Genomic DNA, 15,420 nt, shown 5'->3' on the forward strand with positions numbered 1-15,420 from the left:
TTTGCCATCAGGAGGTCGCATGGCCACGATGAATATCTCTTTGCCCGACGAGCTCAAGCAGTTCGTCGATCAGCAAGTTCAGGAGCACGCCTACGGTTCCAGCAGCGAGTACCTGCGCGAACTGATCCGCAAGCAACGTGATGTGGAACAGCTGCGTGGGTTGCTGCTAGATGGGGCCAACTCCGGGCCGGCCGTGGCAACGGAGCCTGATTTCTTCGACAAGATGCGTGAGCGCGCGCAGGCACGCGCTGCCAGCAAGTGAAGCCGGCGCGCTGGCGCCCATTGGCGCTGCGTGACGTCGACGAAGCCGCTGCGTGGTATGGCGAACAAGCCGGGCTCGCGCTGGAACTGGCGTTTGCCGACGCGCTGGAGTCGGCGGTCAAGATGCTGATGCAGCACCCGGGTGTCGGTTCCAGCCGACATGCGGTGCTGTTGAAGCTGCAGGACCTGCGGGTGTGGCCACTCAAGGGATTTCCCTATTTGATTTTCTACATCGAACGCGACACGGACATCGTCATCTGGCGTGTGCTGCAGATGCAGCGCGACATTCCTGCGTGGATGAGCGGCGACGCCTGAGCGGTTCGACGCGAGTTTTGCCTCAACTCTCCGGCAGCGCCGCAGTCAGTGCGTCTTCGCTGTGATCACGATTAACCGAGATAGACCAAGCCCATGACCCCGCTCCCCCAACTCCGCATCCCGGCCACCTACATGCGTGGCGGCACCAGCAAGGGCGTGTTCTTTCGCCTGCAGGATCTACCCGCTGCCGCGCAGCAGCCCGGGCCTGCGCGCGATGCGTTGTTGCTGCGGGTGGTCGGCAGCCCCGATCCGTATGGCAAGCAGATCGATGGCATGGGTGGGGCGACCTCCAGCACCAGCAAGAGCGTGATCGTGTCGGCCAGCACGCGTGCCGGGCACGATGTGGACTACCTGTTCGGGCAGGTGTCCATCGACAGCGCGTTCGTGGACTGGAGCGGCAACTGCGGCAACCTGTCGGCGGCGGTGGGGCCGTTTGCGATCGCCAATGGCCTGGTCGATGCCGCGCGGGTGCCGCGCGATGGCGTGGCGACGGTGCGGATCTGGCAGGCCAATATCGGCAAGACCATCGTGGCGCATGTACCGATGACCGATGGCCAGGTGCAGGAAACCGGCGACTTCGAACTGGATGGGGTGACCTTTCCTGCCGCCGAAGTGCAGCTGGAATTTCTCGACCCGGCCGACGATGCCGAAGGCGAGGGCGGGGCGATGTTCCCCACCGGCCAGCTGATCGATCAGCTGGAGATTCCCGGCCTGGGCACGATCGCCGCAACGCTGATCAATGCCGGCATCCCGACCATCTTCGTCAACGCGCGCGACCTGGGCTATACCGGTACGGAGCTGCAGGAAGCGATCAATGGCGACCCGCGTGCATTGACGATGTTCGAGACCCTGCGTGCGCACGGCGCGGTGCGGATGGGCTTGATTGCGAAGGTGGAAGACGCAGCGACGCGGCAGCACACGCCGAAGGTGGCGTTCGTGGCGCCGCCGGCCGATTACACCGCCTCCAGCGGCAAACCGGTGCACGCTGCCGAGCTCGATCTGCTGGTGCGCGCGATGTCGATGGGCAAGTTGCATCACGCCATGATGGGCACCGCCGCGGTGGCGATCGGCACCGCGGCCGCCGTGCCCGGCACCCTGGTCAATCTGGCAGCGGGCGGCGCGGCGCGTTCTGCGGTGCGCTTCGGACATCCCTCCGGAACCTTGCGCGTCGGCGCCGAGGCGCAACTGGTGGACGGCCAGTGGCAGGTGACCAAGGCGCTGATGAGCCGCAGTGCGCGGGTGCTGATGGAAGGCTGGGTGCGGGTGCCGGTCGACGCCGCCGGGGTCGGCTGATCGCCCGCTGAGACCGGGCAGGCCCCAACGCACAAATTGCATGCGCGTGTTGCATTAATTCGAACGCCTTTTCGAATTCGGAAAACTTTTTCGCACGCGCTCTGCCAAATTTGTGTAAATCGTGTTAATTCTGTTGCAACGCGGCATGCAGATCAGGCCGCTCCGCCAACCGAATTCGGAGTCTTCCCATGTCCGCCAGCCGGTCGCTCAAGATCAGCGCGCTCGCCGTTGCCGTTGCTTCCCTTCTCCCGCTTCATGCCGCTGCCCAGCAGGCGCCCGGCGACGACGGTGTCGTGCGCCTGGACGCGGTCAAGGTCACGGTCGAGCGCCGCTCGGAAGATTCCAAGGACGTACCGGTCTCGGCATCGGTGCTGCGTCCGGAATTCCTGGATGCCATCTCCACCAGCGGCTCGGATATCCGCGTGCTCGCGGGCAAGGCGCCCAGCCTCAACATCGAGTCGTCCAACGGCCGTGTATTCCCGCGCGTGTACATCCGCGGCTACGGCAACACCGACTTCAACACCTATGCCTCGCAGCCGGTGTCGCTGATCTATGACGACGTGGTGCAGGAAAACGCATTCCTGAAGGGCTTCCCGATCTTCGATCTGGAAGGCCTGGAAGTGCTGCGCGGCCCGCAGGGCACGCTGTTCGGCCGCAACACGCCGGCCGGCGTGGTCAAGTTCAACTCGGTCAAGCCGGCCATCGGCGCCAATGACGGCTACGCCAGCCTGTCCTACGGCACCTACGGCACCATGACCCTGGAAAGCGGCCTGAGCATCGCCATGGGCGACCATTGGGCGGCGCGTCTGTCCACGCTGGGCCAGCGCCGCGACGACTGGGTGGAAAACCGCGATGGCCGCGATCTGGAAGGCTATACCGACTCGGCCGTGCGCCTGCAGCTGCTGTACCAGGCCAGCGACGATTTCAGCGCCTTGTTCAACGCGCATGCGCGTCACCTGGACGGCACCGCGCGGCTGTTCCGCGCCAACATCATCCAGCCCGGCACCAACCAGCTGGTGGACGGCTTCGACGAAGAGAAGTCCTTCATCGACGGCGCCAACAACCAGGAACTGCAGACCTACGGCGGCAGCGCCAATCTGACCTGGGACCTGGGCGACATCGCGCTGCACTCGATCACCGCCTACGAAGGCATCGGCAAGTACTACAGCCGCGGCGATATCGACGGCGGCTTCGGCGCGGTGTTCGCACCGCCGTCCGGCCCGGGCGTGATTCCGTTCCCGGTGGAAACCGCCGGCGGCATCAAGAGCCTGGACCAGTACAGCCAGGAACTGCGTGCCGAATCGCAATACGAAGGCCCGCTCAACTGGCAGGCCGGCCTGTACTACTTCCACGACGATGTGGAAGGCGAAAACTACACCTACAACACCTTCAGCGGCGGCGATCTGGCCAGCTACCAGCTGACCCGCCAGCGTAACACCTCGTGGGCGGCGTTCGGCTCGTTGAACTATGCGGCCACCGATCGCCTGAACCTGCGCGCCGGCATCCGCTATACCTACGACAAGAAGACCTTCGACGTGCTGGCGCTGGACCGCGTCACGCTGGTCGAGCCGTCCAGCGGCGAGACCGACAACTCCAAGGTCACCGGCGATCTGGCGGCCACCTTCGCCATCAACGACGACGTCAACGTGTACGCCCGTGCCGCACGCGGTTTCCGCGGCGCCAGCTTCGGCGTGCCTTCGGGCACCGCGCCGCTGACCGTGGCCGAGCCGGAGACGGTGGATTCGTTCGAGATCGGCGTCAAGTCCGACCTGTTCGACAACCGCGCGCGTCTGAGCTTTGACATCTACGATTTCCGCGTCAAGAACCAGCAGCTCACCGCAGTGGGCGGCGTCTCCAACGACGTGCGCCTGCTCAACGCCGACAAGACCAAGGCGCGCGGCGCCGAGTTCGACTTCGAAGCGCTGCTCACCCAGAACCTGCGCGTCACCGCCGGCGGCGCCTACAACTGGACCCGCATCGACGACCCGACCCTGTCGGTGGGCGTGTGCCGCACCTGCACCGTGACCGACCCGCTCAATGCGGCCGGCAATGCCATCATCGACGGCAACGACCTGCCGCAGGCTGCCAAGTGGATGGCCAACGCCACCCTGCGTTACGGCATCCCGATGGGCAACGACGGCGAGCTGTTCTTCTACACCGACTGGTCCTACCGCAGCGAAGTGAATTTCTTCCTGTACGACTCCAAGGAGTTCACCGGCCAGCCGCTGGTCGAGGGCGGCGCCAAGATCGGCTACAACTGGGGCGCGGGCGCGTACGAGTTGTCGGTGTTCTGCCGCAACTGCACCAACCAGATCCGCGTGACCGGTGCGATCGACTTCAACAACCTCACCGGCTTCATCAACGACCCGCGCATCGTCGGTGCGCAGTTCCGCGCCAACTTCTGATCGGCGTCGTGGTGTAGCACTATCGAACCGCCGGCCAACATGCCGGCGGTTTTTTTATGGTCGCAGGAGTGGATGCATGCAGCGGAGATGGCGAAACATGTGGTGGATGCTGGGGCTATGGTGTGCGTCGGCAGTGGCATGGGCGCAGACGCCTGCCGCCACCGCGGCGCAGCCGGCGCCAACGCCCAGGTCGGCGTCCCCCGAGTTGCTGGTGGTCTCCACCGATATCGGCGACGACATCGACGATGCGTTTGCGCTCGGGCTGTTGCTGCGTAGCCCGCAGCTGCATGTGCTGGGCATCGCATCGGCCTGGGGCGACACCAGCATGCGTGCGCAGTTGCTGCAGCGCCTGTTGCAGCAGGCCGGGCGCAGCGAGATTCCGTTGGCGGTGGGCGCACGCACCACCAGCGCGATCCCCTTCAGCCAGGCGCGCTGGGCCGCCAGGGGACAGTTGCCCGGCAAGCTGCCGGATGCGGCGGCGATGATCCTGCAGCAGGCGCGCCTGCACCCTGGCAAGGTGACCTTGCTGGTATTGGGGCCGATGACCGACGCCGCAGCGGCGCAGCAGCGCGACCCGGCCGGCTTTGCCAAGCTCAAGCGTATCGTGGCGATGGGCGGGTCGGTACGCGTCGGCTACGGCAAGTCGGCCTATCGTCCGGCCAGCGCGCCGGCGCCGGAGTACAACATCCTGGCCGATGTGCCGGCGGCGCAGCGGGTGTTCGCGGCCGGCGTGCCGATCGTGTTGCTGCCCTTGGACGCCACCCAGATCACGCTGGAAGAACCCGAGCGCATCGCCTTGTTTGCACATGGCGATGGGCTCACCGATGCGCTCACCCAGCTGTATTACCAGTGGCGCAATACCGACCAGCCCTGGGCCAGCGCCACGCCGACCTTGTTCGACGCAGTGCCGGTGGCCTGGCTGCTGCGCCCCGATCTGTGCCCGACCACGCCGCTGCATCTGGACGTCGATGCGCAGGGCTACACCCGCGAAGGCGCAGGCACGCCGAACGTGCAGGCCTGCCTGCGTGCGGACAAGCCGGCGTTGATCGACCTGTACATGCGTACGGTGCTGCAGTTGCGCTAGGAGTGGCTATCAAGATGTGGTGAGCGCCGGCTTGGTGGCGAGCGCAGTGGTTTTATTGGCCGTACTTTGGGATGCAGTCAAAAGCCTGGTTGGTCGTGTGCGCGGTGCCCTCACCGCTCGCGGGACACGCCGCAAGTACGTCCTTGTAGGCTTGGTGGCGGCATCCATGCCGCCACACGGTCCCGCAATCGGCGAGGACACCGCACCAGAAAATGCGTCGGTTGCTTGGTTGAACGCCTGCTTGTTGCTCTGCTTGTGATGGAACGTTTGTTCGACGCACCATCCTCCGAACAATGCACGCCATGCCCTGTGCGCGCCCCTGCACACCGACCATCTCGACTGGTCCTTGCCCGCCCACCGTCGCGGGCTCTTACGCGGCATGGATGCCGCGTAAGAGCCTACATGGACGTACTTGCGGCGTGTCCTGCGATGGTGGGCGGGCAAGGGCCCCGCAGCCAAGCCGCAACTCAGCGGCCTGCCATGGGCCGGTGTCAAACCATTGCGCTCACCACTGGTCGGGCGCGCCGGTGCAATCGCAGCGCTGGCCCGGTGGCGCGTCATCGCCGCCCATCGGCAAGTCCTTGCATCGCCCCATACCACCATCGTTGACGTGAACGGCATCGCTATACTTGCGTCCTCAGTCATGGGGTAGTGCGAATGGACAGCCGGGAATCAGGGATGACGTGGTCGGGCACGCGGCGCATGTTGCTGTGGGTGGTCTTGCTGGGCGTGGCGATCGGCGCGGTGGCGTGCAAGCGCAACGAAAGCGGCCAGCTGCCTGCCGCCAGTGGCGAGGCGATCAAGGCCGACAAGCAGGCCATCACCGGTTTCGCGCTGGCGCGCGCCTATCCCGACCAGACCAGCGACGGCCTGTCGCTGGCGCTGGAATTCTCGCGGCCGTTGGTGGGGACGCAGGACTTCGATGCGCTGGTGCGTTTCGAGGAAAAAGTCGGCACCGGCGACAGCAGCTGGACGCTGTCCGACGACGGCAAGACGCTGCGCTACCCGTACGTGGAAGCGGCCAAGGACTACACCGTCCTGGTCGACGCCAACCTGCTGGCCGCCGATGGCAGCCGCCTGGGAAAGCCGCTCAAGCAGAAGGTCTACACCGGCGCGCTCAAGCCAGTGGCCGGGTTCGCTTCACAAGGCAGCGTGCTGCCGGCACGCGAGAGCCGCGGTCTGCCGGTGGTGTCGGTCAACGTACCGGAAGTGGACGTGGAGTTCCTGCGCGTGCGCGAGAAGTCGCTGCCCGCGTTCTTCCAGCAGTTCCAGCGCGGCGGTCGTCGCGGCAGCTGGGAGCTGGAGAGCGAATATAACGACAAGCAGCCGTTGTCCAAGCTGGCCGACCCGGTCTACGTCAATCGTTTCATTCTCGGCGGCAAGCAGAACGAGCGCGTGCTGACCTACCTGCCCACGCAGGACATCAAGGAACTGCAGGAGCCGGGCCTGTATTTTGCGGTGATGAAGCGTGCCGGCAGTTTCGACAATGGTTTCGACACCGCGTTCTTCACCGTCAGCGACATCGGCCTGCACACGCGCGCCTACAAGGACAAGCTGTTCGTGCACACCGCCTCGCTGCAGAGCGGCGAGCCGATCAAAAACGTGGAAGTGCGCGTCCTCGATGCCAAGGGCGAGCTGTTCCTCAAGGGTGCCACCGACGGCAACGGCAATGCGCTGCTCAACTACACGCTCGATGCCGGCCACGTGCTGGTGGCGCGCAGCAAGACCGATATCTCGGTGCTGCCGTTCAACCAGCCGGCGCTGGATTTGAGCGAATTCGCAGTGGCCGGGCGCGAGAGCGCCTGGTTCGACGTGTTCGCCTGGGCCGGCCGCGACCTGTATCGCCCTGGCGAGACCATGCGCGTGTCGGCGATCCTGCGCGACAACGACGGCAAGCCGACCAAGCCGCAGCCGGTGTTCCTGCGCCTCAAGCAGCCGGACGGCAAGACCTTCCGCGAGACCAAGCTGCAGCCGGGTGAGCAGGGCTATTTCGAGTTCAGCCAGCAGATTCCGGCCGATGCGCCGACCGGCCGCTGGCAGGTGGAATTCCGCACCGATCCGGCCAGCAAGGACGCCGTGCAGGGGATGACCGTGCGCGTGGAAGAGTTCCTGCCCGAGCGCATGAAGCTGGATCTGGACAGCACCCAAAAGACCCTGAGCCCCGGCCAGCCGTTCACGCTGGTCGCCAATGCCGCATACCTGTACGGCGCGCCGGCCGACGGTAACCGTTTCACCGCCAAGCTTGCGGTCAGCGTCGAGCAGCATCCGCTCGAGTCCTTGCCGGGCTGGTTCTTCGGCGACCCCACGCTGGAGCTGCCGCGCGACGCCAAGGACGTGATCGACACCGAGTTCGGCAGCGATGGCGTATTGCGCGAAGACATCGCGCTGCCTGCCGAAGCCAAGCCGGTCAGCACGATTGCGGCGGTGGTCTCGGGCAGCGTATACGAGACCGGCGGGCGCACCGTCACCCGCAGCGTCAAGCGCGTGCTGTGGCCGGCCAAGGCGCTGGTCGGCGTGCGTCCCCTGTTCGACGACAAGGACGGCACCGACGCCAACGGCACCGCGCGCTTCGAAATCACCCGCGTGGATGCCGATGGCAAGCCGCAACCGGCCAAGGGCCTGAAGGCCACGCTGGTGCGCGAGCTGCGCGACTACCACTGGAACTACACCGACGACCACTGGGATTACGACTTCACCCGCCGCTTCGAGAACAAGGACACGCGCACGCTCGACATCGCCGGCGGCAACGCCAAGCTCGAGGTCCCGGTGGAGTGGGGCGAGTACCGCCTGGATGTGTTCGACCCGTCCACCGGGCTGACCACGCGCTACCCGTTCCGTGCCGGCTGGAGCTGGAACGACGAAAACCGCGGCCTGGACGCGCGCCCGGACAAGGTCAAGCTGGCCTTGGACAAGACCGCCTATCGTGCCGGCGACACGCTCACCGTCACGCTGACCCCGCCGCATGCCGGCAAGGGCGTGCTGCTGGTGGAAAGCGACAAGCTGCTGTACGTGCAGGACATCGACGTCAAGCCGGGCAGCAGCTTCGAAATTCCGGTGACCGACGCGTGGGAACGCCACGATGTCTACGTCACCGCGTTGGTGTTCCGCGGCGGCAGTGCGCCGAGCAAGATCACCCCGGCGCGCGCGGTGGGCGTGGCGTATGTACCGATGGACCGCAAGGCGCGACGCGTGGCGGTGGGCCTGGCCGCGCCCAAGCAGATGCGCCCCGAGCAGGCGTTGCCGGTGACGGTGAGCGTGCCCGAGCTGGCCGGCAAGGCGGCGCACGTGACCATCTCGGCGGTGGACGTGGGCATCCTCAACATCACCCGCTTCCCGGTGCCCGATGCCAACGCGCAGTTCTTCGCGCAGCGTCGTCTGGGCACCGATGCCTACGACATCTACGGCCGCGTGATCGAGAGCTTCGAAGGCGCCAGCGGCAAGCTCAAGTTCGGCGGCGACATGGCGCTGGAAGCCTTGCCGCAGGCCAAGCGCCCGACCGCGCGCGTGCAGACCGTGGACCTGTTCTCCGGCTCGGTGAAGCTCGATGCCAAGGGCGATGCGCGCGTGCAACTGCCGGTGCCGGATTTCAACGGCACGCTGCGGGTGTCGGCGTTGGTGTATTCGGATACGCGGTTCGGCAACCACGCGGTGGAAACCGTGGTGCGTGCCCCGATCCTGGCCGAGGCCAGCATGCCGCGCGTGATGGCGCCGGGCGACCGCAGCACGGTGACGCTGGATGTGCAGAACTTCACCGGCAAGCCGGGCGAGTTCAATGTGCGCGTGGACGGGATCGGCCCGCTGGCCATCGCCGAGGCGGCGCGCAGCGTCAAGCTCGGTGTGGATGCCAAGCAGACGCTGAGCTTCCCGCTGAGCGCCACCGAAGGCTATAGCGTGGCCAAGGTGCGCGTGCGTGTGGACGGCAACGGCTTCAAGGCCGACCGCAGCTACGACCTGCCGGTGCGTGCCGGCTGGCCGCAGGTGTTGCGTGCGCAGACGCGCGTGCTCGATCCGCTGGCGCCGATCACCCTGGACAGTGGCTTTGCCGATGGCCTGATGGCCGGCTCGGTGACCGCGCGCATGGTGGTCAGCCCGCTGCCGCCGATTCCCTTCGCCAGCGCCCTGCAGGGTGCGTTGGACTATCCGTATGGCTGCGCCGAGCAGACCACCAGCAAGGGTTACGCCGCGCTCTTGCTCGACGATGCCACCGCCAGGGCACTGGGCACCAAGGGGCTGGAGGCGGCCAAGCGCCGCGAGCGCATGGAAGGCGCATTCGGTCGCCTGGCCTCGATGCAGATCGCCAGCGGGCATTTTTCGATGTGGGGCGACGACGGTTACGTCAATCCGGGCCTGACCCCGTACATCGCCGAGTTCCTGCTCGACGCCAAGGACGCCGGTTTTGCGGTGCCCGACAACGTGCTGCAGAAGGCGCTCAATCGGCTCAGCGAGGACCTGCTGTCCGGTGGCAACGAGTTCTACGGGCAGGACCGCCGCGATAGCCTGAAGTTCGCCAACCAGGCCTGGTCCGGCTATGTGTTGGCACGCGTCAACCGCGCCCCGCTGGGCACGCTGCGCGCGTTGTACGACAACCAGCGCGACAAGGCATTGACCGGCTTGTCGCTGGTGCATCTGGGCGCGGCATTGTCGCTGCAGGGCGACACCAAGCGTGGGCAGGCGGCAATCAAGGCGGGTTTTGCCAAGGACAGCAGCGAGCGGCCGCCGTACTTCGCCGATTACGGCAGCGCGATCCGCGACGATGCCTTGATGATGGCGCTGCTGCACGAGCGTGGCTTGTCCAAGCCCGAGTACGACACCCGCGCAGTGGCATTGGGCCGCGCGCTGGATGCACGCCGCGCCACCGGCTGGCTGTGGCTGAGCACGCAGGAGCAGGTGGCGCTGGCGCGCTTGGGCAAGGCCTTGATGGTCGGGCAGGGCAAGCAGGTGTCCGGCACCTTGACTGTTGGCGGCGAGACGCAGGAGATTGCGCCGGCACGCCTGTTCGGGCGCAGTTTCGACAGCGCCGCCCTGGCGCGCGGCGTGCAGTTCGCACCGCAGGGCGAGGCACCTATGTACGCCAGCCTGGAAGTGGCCGGCATCCCGCGCAGCGCACCGGAGCCGGACACGCGCAACCTCAGCGTGGAGCGCAGCTGGTACACCACCGACGGCAAACCGTGGACCCCGCGTGCATTGAAGGAAGGCGAAGCGCTGATCGTGCGCGTCACCATCACCGCCAACAGCGACATGCCGGACGCGCTGCTGACCGACCTGCTGCCGGCCGGCCTGGAGATCGAGAACTTCAATCTCGGCGATGCCAAGCAATGGGCCGATGTGGTGGTGGACGGCATCGGCATCAGCGAGCGTTCCAGCGCCGCCGACGTCAAGCACGAAGAGTTCCGCGACGACCGCTATGTGGCCGCGCTGGCGCTGTCCTCGGGCAGCAAGGCGCAGTTGTATTACCTGGTGCGCGCAGTCACCCCGGGCACCTACACGGTGCCGCCATCGTTGGTGGAAGACATGTACCGCCCGGAGCTGCGCGGCGTGGGGCGCAGCACGCCAGCGACGATGACGGTGGTGCAGCCGTAGGATGGCGTTGAAGTTTCTGGTGTAGGGGCATGCTCCTATGCCAGAAGCCTCCCCTCATCCCAACCCCTCTCCCGCAGGCGGGAGAGGGGCTCAACCGCCGCACTGCGATCAGATGCGTTCCTTCTCCCGCGTGCTGGGGAAGGCGCCCGAAGGGCGGATGGGGGGCATTTGAAGCCCCGTACCGAAGAATTTTGCCGGTCGCCGGTTGCCTGCTTCGCAGGCCGCGACATCGTTGCGCACTGTCTTTTCGATGCGATGCGCGCGACACGCAAGGGTCATTTTCAGTGGCTACGGTGGGGTGCTTTCTCACAGGCGTGGCGCCCTTGCTGCGCGATCTCGGGACTCCATGCAGCGCTCTGATGTGTACCGTTCGCACCTGTCTGTTCTTGCCATCGCCATCACCGCCTGTTGTTCGGGCGTGCAGGCGCAGGCCTTCGACTCTTCCAACGCGGTAGCGCAGACCTCGTCGGCTGCAATGCCTGCAGACGCAGTGGGGACCATATCCACTGCGGTAACGCCCGCCGCAGCATGCAATTCGTCGTCGCCAGTCGCCAAAGCCTCGACTGATGCCGCATCCGCCAGCTCCGGCGTGCAGACATTGGATGCCATGCAGGTCACCGGCGTGCGCCGTGCCAATGCCGCTGCGGTGGAAAGCAAGCGCGCGGCAACCAATATCACCGATGTGATCAGCGCCACCGATGTGCGCGCCTTGCCCGACAGCACCATCGTCGAAGCGCTGCGCCGCGTGCCCGGCCTGTCGGTATTGCCGGCCACCGACAACGAGCATCCGCGCGACGAGGCCGCCACACCGGTACTGCGCGGCCTGGGCCCGTCCTACAACAACGTCACCATCGATGGGCTGACCATTGCCTCGCCCGGCACGCCGAACGGCACGCTCGGCTCGATTACCCGCGGCGTGCGTCTGGACCTGCTGCCGGCGTCGATGGTCAGCGAGTTGCAGGTGGTCAAGACCTTCACGCCCGACCTAGACCCCAACGCAACGGGCGGGGCGATCAACCTCAAGACACGCAGCGCCTTCGAAAACGGCGGCAAGCCCTTCTTCAGTGCCGAAGCGGCGCTCGGCCACGCCAACGATGTCGGCAAGCCGCGCGACCAGGACGACCCCGGCTACCGCTTGAACGCCACCGGCAGCCGCACCTTCGGCAGCGAGCAGCAGTACGGGGTCACCCTGTCGGCCAACTACCAGACGCTGAGCAGCTACACCGAAACCCATATGACCACCGACACGGTGCATTACGGGTTCTACGACAACAACGGCGAGCTGCAGACCGGTGCCAATCTCGGCAATGGCTGGGCGGTGCCGCAGCAGGACAAGTACTGGTACGTGCAGAACCAGCGCGACCGCTATGGCGTCACCGGCAAGTTCGAAGTGCATCCCAGTGCCGCACTGGAAGCCTATGCAACGGCCGGCTACTACTATTTCAAGGACAACATGGAGCGCAACGAGGTCATCATCGACCCGCGCAACCGTGGCCAGGTGTTCAATCAGACTGCCAGCTCCGGCAGCTATCCCGGCGGCGATATCGAGGTGGGTTACTCGAACCAGATCGTCACCACACGTACCAAGGTCGCGCAGCTGGGCACGATCTGGCGGCCCACCGATCGGCAACAGTTCTCCGCGCGCGGCGCGTGGTCGGATGCGACCTACGACGAGCCGATCCGCATGATCAAGTACGCCACCGGCATCACCCGCGCCGCAGCGGTACCGGTGGGCCAGACCGGCAGCGGTGTGACCATCAATGCCACGCCCAACTACGCATTCAATTACGACACCTCTGGCTTCGATCAGCGCTTCGGGGTGTCGCCGCAGGCCTACAACGACCTGGGCAACTACAGCCTGTCGTACTGGCGCCCGGACTACAAACGCACCGCGGCCGATCGCATCCTCACCGGCCGGCTGGATTACGGTTTCAACCAGGGCGAGAGCGATCAGGGGATCGGCTTTGCCGCGGGCGTGTCGTACACCACCGACAAACCGTCCTACGACATCTATCGCGTCGAGTATCAGCCCAATACCAGTGCGCCGGCATTCGGCCTGGCCGATGTGGCGGGCACCGGCCGGGCACCGATGCGCTACGCCGGCCTGAACCTGATTACCATCGATCCTGACAAGGCCAATCGTGCATTGGCTGCAACGCCGTTGAGCGCGTTCAACAGCACCGACCAGCAGGCCTTCAGCAATCAGGACAACTTCACCCATACCGAAAAGACCTTCGGCAGCTATGGCCTGGTCAGCTATCGCAGCGAGCGTTTCAATGTGCAGGGCGGTCTGCATTTCGACAGCACCAGTCTCGATACGGTCGGCCGCCAGCGGCAGCTGGATGCCGCGACCAACCGCTATGTGTATGTCGATAACCCGACCAGTGCCGATTACCACTATCTGCTGCCCTCGGCCATCATGACCTACCACCTGACCGATGCACTGGACCTGCGCGCCGGCGCAAGCCGTACGCTCGGCCGCCCGCCATACGATGCGTATGCGGCGCGCACCTCGATCGGCTTCGTCAACACGGCCGATGCCGGCAACCCGAATGCGCAAGGCGTCACCGTCACCATCGGCAACCCGGACATCAAACCGCGTGTGTCCAACAACCTGGACCTGTCGCTGGAATGGCGCCTGCCCGGCGATTTCGACGCGTTCGCGTCCACGGCCGTGTTCGACAAGCGCATCCAGGACGAGATCTTTACGCTTTCGCGCACCGACAGCTTCACGTTCGACGGCACCACCTACGCCAACGCGTTGATCAGCACGCCGGCCAATGCCGCCAAGGCGCGTATCCGCGGAGTGGAGTTCAACGGCATCGTCAACACCCTGGCGCCGATCGCGCCGTGGCTGAGTGGGGTCGGTTTCAGTGCAAATTTTGCGGTGCTCGATGGCAGCCTGGATGTGCCCTACAGCGTTGGCAGCGGCATCAATGTGAGCCAGCGCGAGCGCAAGCTCGACAACCTGGTCGGCCAGCCCGACTACACCGCCAACGCCACGCTGTTCTACAACACCGGCGGGCTGGAGCTGCGCGCGGCCTACAATCGCCAGGGCAAGGCCTTGCGTGCCATCGTCAGCAATATCGATTGGCAGGACCTGTATTGGTCGCCGCGTTCGCAGCTGGATTTCACCGCGACCTATGCGATCAGCAAACAGCTCAGCCTGATCGGCCAGGTCAGCAACCTCACCCATAGCCGCATCACCAGTGTGACCGGCCCTGGGCAGAACCTGCTCAAGGACAGTTATTCGGTGCCTACGACTTATTGGTTCGGCTTGCGCTTTACGCCGACGTTCTAGGCGCGGCGAAGCTGGCATGACGAGCAGAGCCCAGGTAGGTGCGTGCAGTGCGTGGAAATCCAGATGTGCACCTGGCAGATGCCATGCCGTGTGCCGACCGCGCTCACCTGACGGTAGCGCAGTGGTTCTGTTAATCCCTTCATAGTGGAGTTGTTTCGATGAGCTTACGTACTGCCGCCACCGTCGCGGCCATGCTGTGCGCGGCACTGGCCACCCATGCGAGCGCGGCGCCCACCGGCGTGGCCGCAATCCAGGCCCGGCTGACCAATCCTGACGGCGGCATCGTGGTGGTGGCCCATCGCGGTTGCCACGCGCCGGCGCCTGATCATGGTTTCAAGGACAGCGCACCGGAGAACTCGCTGGCCGCGCTGGATCGCTGCATCGCTATCGGTGCCGACGTGATGGAGACCGATGTGCGGCGCGCCGCCGACGGCACACTGGTGATGCTGCACGACGCCACCGTGGACCGCACCACCGACGGCACCGGCAAGCTGTCCGAGCTGACCTTGGCCGACCTGCAAAAATTGCGGCTGCGCAGCGACGAAGGTGGCGCGCAGGCACCGCTGACCGATCAACGCGTGGTCACGCTCGAGCAGATGCTGGCCAGGTCCAAGGGCCACATCCTGCTCAACCTGGACGTCAAGGATGCGATCTACGTGCAGGTGGTCGATGCGGTTGCCCGTGCCGGCATGCAGCACCAGGTGATCGTCAAGGCCGAAGCCGGCATCGCCACGCCGCCCCTGGCGGCGATGCTGCCGTTCGACAAGGTGTATTTCTTCCCGATCCTGATCAACGCCCATGGCACTGCCGACCTGGCCGCGATCGCCACTGCGCAGACACGCAACGCGCATCCGGTCGCGTTCGAGCTGCCCAAGATGACAGCAGCGCAATTGCCCGCGTTGGTTGCAGTGAGCAAGGCACATAACGTGCGGCTGATGGTCAACTCGCTGTGGGACGGCTTCATCGCCGGCTACGGCGGCGACGCCGATGCCGAGCGCGATCCTGACAAGGTGTGGGGCCGCCTGTACCGCGAAGGCGTGTCGATCATCCAGACCGATGCGCCGGAAGCCTTGCTGCGCTATCGCGCGTCGCTGGAGCAGCGGTGAGCGTCGCGTTGCATCACCGCATGCAGCTGGCCTGCGACGGGAGCGGATGTCGTCGCGCAATGTGATCCGTGGAAC

The 15,420-nt window shown here is 65.7% G+C and carries 9 protein-coding genes; 8 read left to right on the plus strand and 1 reads right to left on the minus strand.

What is annotated here, in order from left to right; genetic code table 11:
* The first annotated feature begins 19 nt into the window (after positions 1–19).
* The 6 genes from DGN21_RS05385 (at position 20) to DGN21_RS05410 (ending at position 10,938) form a co-directional block, all read left to right on the plus strand.
* A complete protein-coding gene (locus DGN21_RS05385) occupies positions 20–262 on the plus strand; it encodes a type II toxin-antitoxin system ParD family antitoxin (RefSeq protein ID WP_029220676.1) in 243 nt (80 codons plus the stop codon).
* Complete coding sequence (locus DGN21_RS05390) at positions 259–576, plus strand: type II toxin-antitoxin system RelE/ParE family toxin (RefSeq protein WP_016903136.1); 318 nt, start codon at positions 259–261, stop codon at positions 574–576. Before DGN21_RS05385 ends, DGN21_RS05390 begins: the two co-directional genes overlap by 4 nt.
* Before the next feature lie 93 nt (positions 577–669).
* Entirely contained in the window at positions 670–1,869 is a 1,200-nt protein-coding gene (prpF, locus tag DGN21_RS05395; RefSeq protein WP_102256898.1) for a 2-methylaconitate cis-trans isomerase PrpF, read from the plus strand.
* A gap of 188 nt (positions 1,870–2,057) precedes the next feature.
* The gene (locus DGN21_RS05400; RefSeq protein ID WP_126965161.1) at positions 2,058–4,274 is read left to right on the plus strand and encodes a TonB-dependent receptor; all 2,217 of its coding nucleotides are present in this window, start codon (positions 2,058–2,060) and stop codon (positions 4,272–4,274) included.
* 106 nt (positions 4,275–4,380) lie between these two features.
* Entirely contained in the window at positions 4,381–5,358 is a 978-nt protein-coding gene (locus tag DGN21_RS05405; RefSeq protein ID WP_160954700.1) for a nucleoside hydrolase, read from the plus strand.
* Between the two features lie 678 nt (positions 5,359–6,036).
* Positions 6,037–10,938 (plus strand): alpha-2-macroglobulin, encoded by a 4,902-nt coding sequence (locus DGN21_RS05410; RefSeq protein WP_184578366.1) that lies wholly within the window; start codon positions 6,037–6,039, stop codon positions 10,936–10,938.
* Between the two features lie 306 nt (positions 10,939–11,244).
* On the opposite strand, the gene DGN21_RS20150 is transcribed toward DGN21_RS05410, so the two are convergent.
* On the minus strand, positions 11,245–11,547 hold the full coding sequence (locus tag DGN21_RS20150) for a hypothetical protein (protein WP_252374689.1): 303 nt from the start codon (positions 11,545–11,547) through the stop codon (positions 11,245–11,247).
* Here DGN21_RS20150 and DGN21_RS05415 point away from each other — a divergent pair.
* Entirely contained in the window at positions 11,429–14,239 is a 2,811-nt protein-coding gene (locus tag DGN21_RS05415; RefSeq protein WP_345776756.1) for a TonB-dependent receptor, read from the plus strand. The genes DGN21_RS20150 and DGN21_RS05415 overlap by 119 nt on opposite strands.
* Positions 14,240–14,397: 158 nt before the next feature.
* Positions 14,398–15,345, plus strand: coding sequence for a glycerophosphodiester phosphodiesterase family protein (locus DGN21_RS05420; protein ID WP_215825139.1), 948 nt, complete (start codon positions 14,398–14,400; stop codon positions 15,343–15,345).
* Positions 15,346–15,420 lie beyond the last annotated feature (75 nt).

This window comes from Xanthomonas sp. MLO165 (assembly GCF_018831305.1).
GTDB lineage: Bacteria > Pseudomonadota > Gammaproteobacteria > Xanthomonadales > Xanthomonadaceae > Xanthomonas > Xanthomonas arboricola.